The 7354-nt window shown below is 45.9% G+C and carries 8 protein-coding genes and 1 pseudogene; 6 read left to right on the top strand and 3 right to left on the bottom strand.

Annotated elements, in window-relative coordinates; genetic code table 11:
- The 6 genes and pseudogenes from A3761_RS13235 to hemW form a co-directional block, all read left to right on the top strand.
- A pseudogene (locus A3761_RS13235) lies at nt 1–692 on the top strand (hypothetical protein); the annotation flags it as partial.
- Nucleotides 693–750: 58 nt separating this feature from the next.
- Complete coding sequence (locus tag A3761_RS13230; RefSeq protein ID WP_068510016.1) at nt 751–1926, top strand: homoserine O-acetyltransferase; 1176 nt, start codon at nt 751–753, stop codon at nt 1924–1926.
- Entirely contained in the window at nt 1926–2519 is a 594-nt protein-coding gene (metW, locus tag A3761_RS13225) for a methionine biosynthesis protein MetW (RefSeq protein ID WP_068510019.1), read from the top strand. Before A3761_RS13230 ends, metW begins: the two co-directional genes overlap by 1 nt.
- A gap of 32 nt (nt 2520–2551) precedes the next feature.
- Nucleotides 2552–3022, top strand: coding sequence for a DUF4426 domain-containing protein (locus A3761_RS13220; RefSeq protein ID WP_068510021.1), 471 nt, complete (start codon nt 2552–2554; stop codon nt 3020–3022).
- Between the two features lie 14 nt (nt 3023–3036).
- Nucleotides 3037–3642 carry an RdgB/HAM1 family non-canonical purine NTP pyrophosphatase gene (gene rdgB / locus A3761_RS13215; RefSeq protein WP_068510022.1) on the top strand — a complete coding sequence of 202 codons (606 nt, stop codon included), beginning with the start codon at nt 3037–3039 and terminating at the stop codon, nt 3640–3642.
- Between the two features lie 8 nt (nt 3643–3650).
- The gene (gene hemW, locus A3761_RS13210; protein ID WP_068510024.1) at nt 3651–4829 is read left to right on the top strand and encodes a radical SAM family heme chaperone HemW; all 1179 of its coding nucleotides are present in this window, start codon (nt 3651–3653) and stop codon (nt 4827–4829) included.
- Here hemW and hemL read toward each other — a convergent pair.
- Genes hemL through hemJ form a run of 3 tightly spaced genes read right to left on the bottom strand, consistent with a single transcriptional unit; the run spans nt 4826 to nt 7200 of the window.
- Entirely contained in the window at nt 4826–6109 is a 1284-nt protein-coding gene (hemL, locus tag A3761_RS13205) for a glutamate-1-semialdehyde 2,1-aminomutase (protein ID WP_068510026.1), read from the bottom strand. The two genes, hemW and hemL, sit on opposite strands and share 4 nt — an antisense overlap.
- 19 nt (nt 6110–6128) lie before the next feature.
- A complete protein-coding gene (gene thiE, locus A3761_RS13200) occupies nt 6129–6770 on the bottom strand; it encodes a thiamine phosphate synthase (protein WP_068510028.1) in 642 nt (213 codons plus the stop codon).
- 1 nt (nt 6771) lies between these two features.
- Entirely contained in the window at nt 6772–7200 is a 429-nt protein-coding gene (hemJ, locus tag A3761_RS13195) for a protoporphyrinogen oxidase HemJ (RefSeq protein WP_304438909.1), read from the bottom strand.
- Nucleotides 7201–7354: the final 154 nt, after the last annotated feature.

Raw genomic sequence — 7354 nt, 5'->3', positions numbered from 1 at the left:
GACGTTTGATGGAGTCGCAAGGAGAAGTATTGCAGCAATTGGTTAGTGAAGAGCGCTTGAAAGAAGTGCTCAAACATACCAAGCGTGATATGCAAGATTGTTGGAGCACCGTTGGCTTGGTTCACTCGATGAATAAATTTTTCGATAAGATGGATAAAGAACTCGATAATGTCGAGAGTGAAGCAAAAATTGCCGACAAAATGGTTCATGCAATTTATAAGCGCTTCAAGTCGGACGTTCATGCCAAGTACCTTAAACCAAGAAAGTTTACAATTGGTGAGCAGCGCAAAGCGCTAGAGGCTTTGAAAGCAAAGTTGGTGAAGTTCTGTCGACGACCTAAAATGTTTATGACGGAACAATCGGTGCTGATAAATCACTTTTTTAATACCTTTGCTGCAGAGATGCGTCTGATCCAGCTGCAAATTATTAAACAAGCCAAGCAGTGGCCAGAAGAGGCTTTATTACCGCTTATTCAATATACTCATGAGCAAAAAACCATGCTCGAAGAGCGTGTGAGCCACTTAAGGAATTTAGCGAGTTCGAGTAAGGACAAAAAGGTTCAGCAGGCTAAATTGAAAGAACTGATCGATAGAACGCATCAGCAAATTAGCGAAGTTGAGCAAATACATCAGAGCCTGAGTACACCGCCGCCAAGCAATGTGATTAGTATTCAGGATATTGCCATTCGCTAGAGGGCCGTTTACACTCCGCTTTTCTTGATACGCATCATAAAGAGCCCTAATCCAACGCATGCCTGAAACTGCCAGTTCCTCACCAAACACTTCTAACGCGCAAGCGATGCACTCTGTAGGTATCGTTGAGCCGAAAGTTGCACATTTTGACCAAGCGCTAAATCTGATCAGTGGCAAGACGCTGCAACAATATGAGCTTGTCTATGAAACTTACGGCGAGCTGAACGAAAACAGAACTAACGCAATATTGATCTGCCATGCCTTGAGCGGCGATCATCATGCCGCGGGTTTTCATTCGGAATCTGATAAGAAGCCTGGCTGGTGGGACTCGTGTATAGGCCCAGATAAGCCAATAGATACCAATCGCTTTTTTGTGGTGAGCCTGAATAACCTGGGTGGCTGCAGTGGTAGTACCGGGCCAAACACTATCAACCCTGAAACCGGTGAGCTCTATGGCCCAGACTTTCCTATTATTACTGTTGACGATTGGGTCGAAAGTCAAGCTCGCTTGGCTGACCGTTTAGACATTGACGTTTGGGCTGCGGTGGTCGGTGGGAGTCTAGGCGGTATGCAGGCTTTGGCGTGGTCGCTCAATTATCCCGAGCGTTTGAAACATGCGGTGGTTATTGCCTCAACACCTAAGCTGACTGCTCAAAATATTGCTTTTAATGAAATCTCTCGTAAAGCGATTACCTCTGACCCCGATTTTCATCAAGGTCACTATTACAGCCAAGATACCATACCGTCGAAAGGCTTGATGCTCGCTCGTATGATTGGTCATGTGACCTATCTGTCTGACGCCTCAATGGGTGAAAAGTTTGGTAGGGATCTAAAGGAAGAAGCCTTCAACTTTGGCTATGATGTTGAGTTTGAAGTCGAGAGCTACCTAAACTATCAAGGTGAGCGCTTCTCAAAAACCTTTGATGCCAATACTTATTTATTAATGACACGGGCTTTGGATTACTTTGACCCGGCTGAAAAAACAGAAGGTTCTCTTGAGAAAGCACTAGGCAAAGCCCAGTGTGGCTATTTTGTTGTTTCCTTTAGTACAGACTGGCGCTTTTCTCCCGAGCGTTCAGAGCGTTTGGTTGAAGCTATGACTAAAGCAGGTAAACGTGTCTGTTATGCAGAGGTAGACTCAGAATATGGACATGATGCGTTTTTAATTCCAACGGAGCGCTATATGGCTATCTTCTCAGCTTATATGAAGCGTATTGCTGAGGAGATAAAATAATGCGTGCCGACCTGAGACTGATAGAACCCTGGGTGAAAGAAAGCAGCCGTGTGCTCGATTTAGGTTGTGGTGATGGCACTTTACTGGCGCACTTACAGCAGGAAAAGAAGGTCCTTGGATATGGGCTAGAGATTGCGTCAGAGCAGATAACCCGATGCATTGAGAAGGGAGTTAATGTTATAGAGCATGATCTGGACAAAAGAGGCCTGTCTCAATTTGCCGATCAGCAGTTTGATACGGTGATTATGACGCAAGCTCTACAGGCAGTCCGGCGTCCGGATGTGATGCTTGATGAAATGATGCGTCTCGGAAATCAGGGAATTGTTACCTTTCCAAATTTTGGCTATTGGCGTTGCCGCCATTACCTTTTGTGGAATGGCAAAATGCCGATGTCGAAAACTTTGCCGCATACCTGGTATAACACACCGAACATCCACCTCTGCACCTTTAAGGACTTTGAAGCGCTTTGTGTTCAAAAAGGTATCAAGATCCTGAACCGCGAAGTGGTGGATGCAGAGTTTGAACAGAGTAGTTTTGCGCGCATGTGGCCAAATCTATTTGCCGAATTTGCGGTATACCGCATTAGTAAATAATTCACTTTTTCTGATCCAATAGGCTCAAGCGTATGAATTCAGCGATGATACGAACCTTAACAAGTTTAATTTTTTTGCTCACGACTTTTCTTTCTGTTGCAGCGAATGCAGAGAAGAAAGAGGTATTTCCAGGGCCTGATGGCAGCGATTATGAAGTACACTATATTGCCTTTGCCTCGACCTTCCTCGATGAAGAGGTTGCAAGGCAGTATCAACTAGTTAGAAGTCGTTCTTTAGGCTTGGTTAATATCAGTATTATTAAGGTCGATAAGGAGGGAAAGCGAAAAGCAGTGGGTGGTTCCGTGCAGGCAGAGATGATCAATGAGATTCGCCAGTCGCAGTTTTTATCTTTCCAGCAAGTTATAGAAGGCGATGCTATTTACTACCTGGCTCAGCTTCAATATCGCGAGGGTGATTTGTTGACCTTTGACGTAACGGTTTACCCGCAAGGTGGAACACAGCCACTAAAACTGAGGTTTACGCAAAACTTCTATAACGATTAGCAGGTCAGGCAGAGATGAAAATTGTATTAGCTACGGGTAACCAGGGAAAACTTCGAGAGTTTAAATTACTGCTGGCTGATCATGATATTGAGGTCAGCCCGCAATCAGATTATAACTTTGAGCCGCCTGAAGAAACGGGGCTCAGCTTTGTTGAGAATGCCATTATTAAAGCGCGTTGCGCAGCCAAAATGACAGGCCTACCCGCTTTGGCGGATGATTCGGGTATCGCGATTGACGCCTTACAGGGACAGCCCGGTATTTATTCAGCTCGTTTTGCAGGTGAGGGAGCTAGTGACCAGGATAACATCGACCTGGTTTTGAAAAAGTTAGGGGGGGTTCCCGAGGCAGAAAGAACAGCGCAATTCCATTGTGTTCTGGTTTATATGTCGCATGCTGAAGATCCAACACCTTTAATTTGCCATGGCCGTTGGCCTGGTAGAATTACTGAAACTCAGAGTGGCAGTGAAGGTTTTGGCTATGACCCGGTATTTTGGGTATCTGATCAACAATGTACCGCAGCAGAATTGACGAAAGAAGAGAAAAACAAAATTAGCCACCGTGGCCAGGCAACCCAGGCTTTGCTCGACAAAATTGAGCTAATCAAAGCGTCAATGGCTTAGGCTGAGCCTTGAATACACTGCCTCCACTAAGTCTCTATGTACACATTCCCTGGTGTGTACGCAAATGCCCTTACTGCGACTTCAACTCCCATGTCAGTGCTGAAATTCCAGAACAGGCCTATCTAAATAAGCTTCTTGAAGATTTGGACTTTGATAGGGAATTTGCACAGGGCCGTAAAATTGAATCGATCTTTTTTGGTGGCGGTACACCGAGTTTAATGTCAGGTGAGTTTTATCAGCGCTTACTACCTGCCATAGATAAGCGATTGCCTTTTGCCGAGCATATCGAAATCACACTCGAGGCTAATCCAGGTACGACTGAAGCGAAGCGATTTCAAGCTTATGCTCAAGCAGGTATTAACCGCCTATCTTTAGGTGTTCAGAGTTTTAAAGACCGCTATTTGGAAAAGCTTGGGCGCATTCACTCTGCTAGTGAAGCAATGAAGGCCATTGAACAAGCACACGAGGGAGGTATTACTAACTGTAATATTGATTTGATGCATGGTTTGCCCGGGCAAACATTGGATGATGCCATGGATGATATCCAAAGTGCATTATCGCTTGGGCCGAATCACTTATCCTGGTATCAATTGACGATCGAACAAAATACCGAGTTCTATCGCTACCCGCCTGCTCTACCTGAAGATGAACTGATGTGGGATATTCAAAATAATGGCCTGCAATTGTTAGGCGAGAAGGGTTTTCAGCAGTACGAAGTCTCGGCATTCTCGAAACCAGATTTTCAAGCTAAGCACAATCTTAATTACTGGCAGTTTGGTGACTATCTTGGCATTGGTGCCGGTGCACACTCTAAAATCACTTTGCTAGATGATGCTCAGCAGCTTAGGGGAATGTATCGCTACCGTAAGACTCGAACCCCAAACGATTACTTAAAAGCAATTGCTAGTAGGCGCTCTGATGTCAGTTCAGGGCCTAGTATTAGAGTGGGCGAACAAGCTATTCCACAAGAAGATTTAGCTTTCGAGTTTATGATGAATGTTCTACGTCTGACGAAAGGTGTGCCAGCTTCACTACTATCTCAGCGTACGGGCCTGGAACTCAGCGTCTTAGAGCCTATGTTAACGGAACTCAAGACAAGGGGCTTGATGAAGGAAGAAGGCCTATGTACGACGGACAAAGGCCTGTTATTTCTGAATACTATTTTAGAAGGTTTTACAGAAAACTAAGCAAGAGACTTGAGCACTTTTCGTGCTGCTTCAACTGTTGCTTCAATTTCCTTATCGCTGTGCGCGCTTGAAACAAAGCCAGCTTCAAACGCAGACGGCGCAAGATAAACACCTTCTTCTAACATCGCATGATAGAAAGCCTTGAAACGAGGCAAGTCACATTCCATGACTTGATCAAAGCGAGAAACTTGCTCTGCTTCGGTAAAGAAGAAACCAAACATTGCACCCACCTGGTTAAAGGTCATTGGCACACCGGCTTCTTTAGCAGCTGCTTTTAAGCCGTCTACCAGTTTCGTGGTTTGCAGACTTAGCGCTTCATAGAAACCTGGCTCGGATATCGCATTCAGCATAGCTAGACCGGCTGCCATGGCGAGCGGATTACCCGATAAAGTACCGGCTTGGTAGACTGGGCCTGTAGGCGCTATCGCTTGCATAATATCTGTACGGCCACCGAAAGCGCCGACCGGTAAACCACCGCCAATTACTTTTCCTAAAGTAGTTAGGTCAGGCTTCACATTGTATACAGACTGGGCTCCGCCTAAAGCGGTTCTGAAGCCAGTCATGACTTCATCAAAGATCAAGACACTTTCATGTTTGTCACAGACTTCTCGTAAGCTTTCTAAAAAGCCAGGTACTGGAGGAATGCAGTTCATATTCCCGGCAACGGGTTCGACAATAATCGCAGCAACCTGGTCACCCATTTCATCAAACAGTGCTTTAACTTGGTCTGCATCATTATAGGTAAGGGTGATTGTATGCTCGGCGACACTCGCAGGTACTCCAGGTGAATTAGGCACGCCAAGCGTTAGCGCGCCAGAGCCTGCTTTAACGAGTAGCGAGTCAGCATGCCCGTGATAACAGCCTTCGAACTTAACGATTTTATCGCGTCCGGTAAAACCACGCGCCAAGCGAATAGCGCTCATGGTTGCTTCGGTTCCCGAACTCACCATACGAACCATTTCAATAGAAGGGACAAGTTCGCAAACCTTTTTCGCCATGATGGTTTCGATTTCAGTTGGCGCACCGTAGCCCAAGCCGTGGTCTAGTTGCGCTTTCACGGCAGAGATTACATCCGGGTTGGCATGGCCCAAGATCATTGGTCCCCATGACGCGACATAGTCGATATAGCGCTTGTCGTCGGCATCTACTAAATAGGCGCCTTCACCGCGTTCAAAGAAAATGGGAGTACCTTCAACACCTTTAAATGCGCGCACCGGGGAGTTTACGCCGCCTGGGATCACACTTTGGGCATCGTTGAAAAGATCTTCGGATCGAGACATATTGGAACCTGTTTCTAAATTAATAAGTTTGAATTTGTTTAAATGCGGCGCTTAGCGCCAGCGCAGCTTGGTAGATATCTGCCTGGCCAAAGAGACTATTAATGACCGCAATATTATGAGGAGGAGTATCTCTGAAGCGAGCAATATTGTCTATGCTAATACCCCCAATGGCTAGTACGGGAATACTCAATTGCAGTGCTTGCTTGAATGTTTCCAGGCTACATGGAGGCGCTTCTGGCTTAGTTTGTGATTCAAAAAAACGACCAAAAGCACAGTATGATGCGCCTTGGTTAATACAGTCCTGAGCATATTGCAGGTCACTATGGCAGGTAACGCCAATGATCTTTTTGTCGCCGAGTGCTTGCCGTGCTTCGCTTAAGTGGCCGTCAGATTTTCCAAGATGCAGCCCATCTGCATCGCTGTCGAGGGCCAGGGCCAGGCTGTCATTAATGATTAGTGCTGCCTGGTACTTATGGCACAAGGCTTTGAGTCGGAGTGCCTTGGCAAGCGCCTGATCTGGCTTTGATTGCTTATCCCGATATTGGATAACACGGCAGCCACCTTTAAGCGCACTTTCTACCCCGGTAAACAGAGACTCGCCAGGAAGCAAAGAAGGATCAGTAATGCCGTATATGCCTTGCGGGAGTGTCGAGACCGGCATGTTAAAAGGGCTTCACAACAACAAGAATAACGATGCTAATAAGCAGTAATACCGGGAACTCATTAAACCAACGATAAAATACGTGGCTTCGGGTATTATTGTCGCTAGCAAACTGCTTGAGAATCTTGCCGCAATAGAAGTGATAGCCAACAAGAATCGCGACCAGTGTTAATTTGGCGTGTAACCAGCCACCGTGGAAGTAACCTTCTACATTATAGGAAATTAGCCAAAGCCCCAGCACAATCGTTGCAATCATCGAAGGGGTTCCAATGCCGCGGTATAGCTTTCGTTCCATAACTTTGAAACGCTCTAAGCTGGTTTGGTCTGTTGACTGAGCGTGGTAGACAAATAAGCGGGGCAAGTAAAATAAGGCGGCAAACCAGCATACAACAGCAACAATGTGAAAGCTTTTTACCCAAAGCATGTTTATTTCCTTTTGTATTGATAATAATTTTCGACTTCAGCGCGAGTGACGATACCCAGGACACGCGAAACGGTAGGAGCACTGGTTCTCTCGACATATAAGGCTTCAGTTTTAGTTTCTGTAAAGCGGTCAAGGGTTTCCTGAAGCGTGGCTTGAAAGT

The sequence above is a fragment of the Oleiphilus sp. HI0123 genome (genome assembly GCF_001635315.1).
The sequence above is the reverse complement of the archived record's forward strand: the minus strand, read 5'-3'. Positions and strand labels throughout refer to the sequence as shown.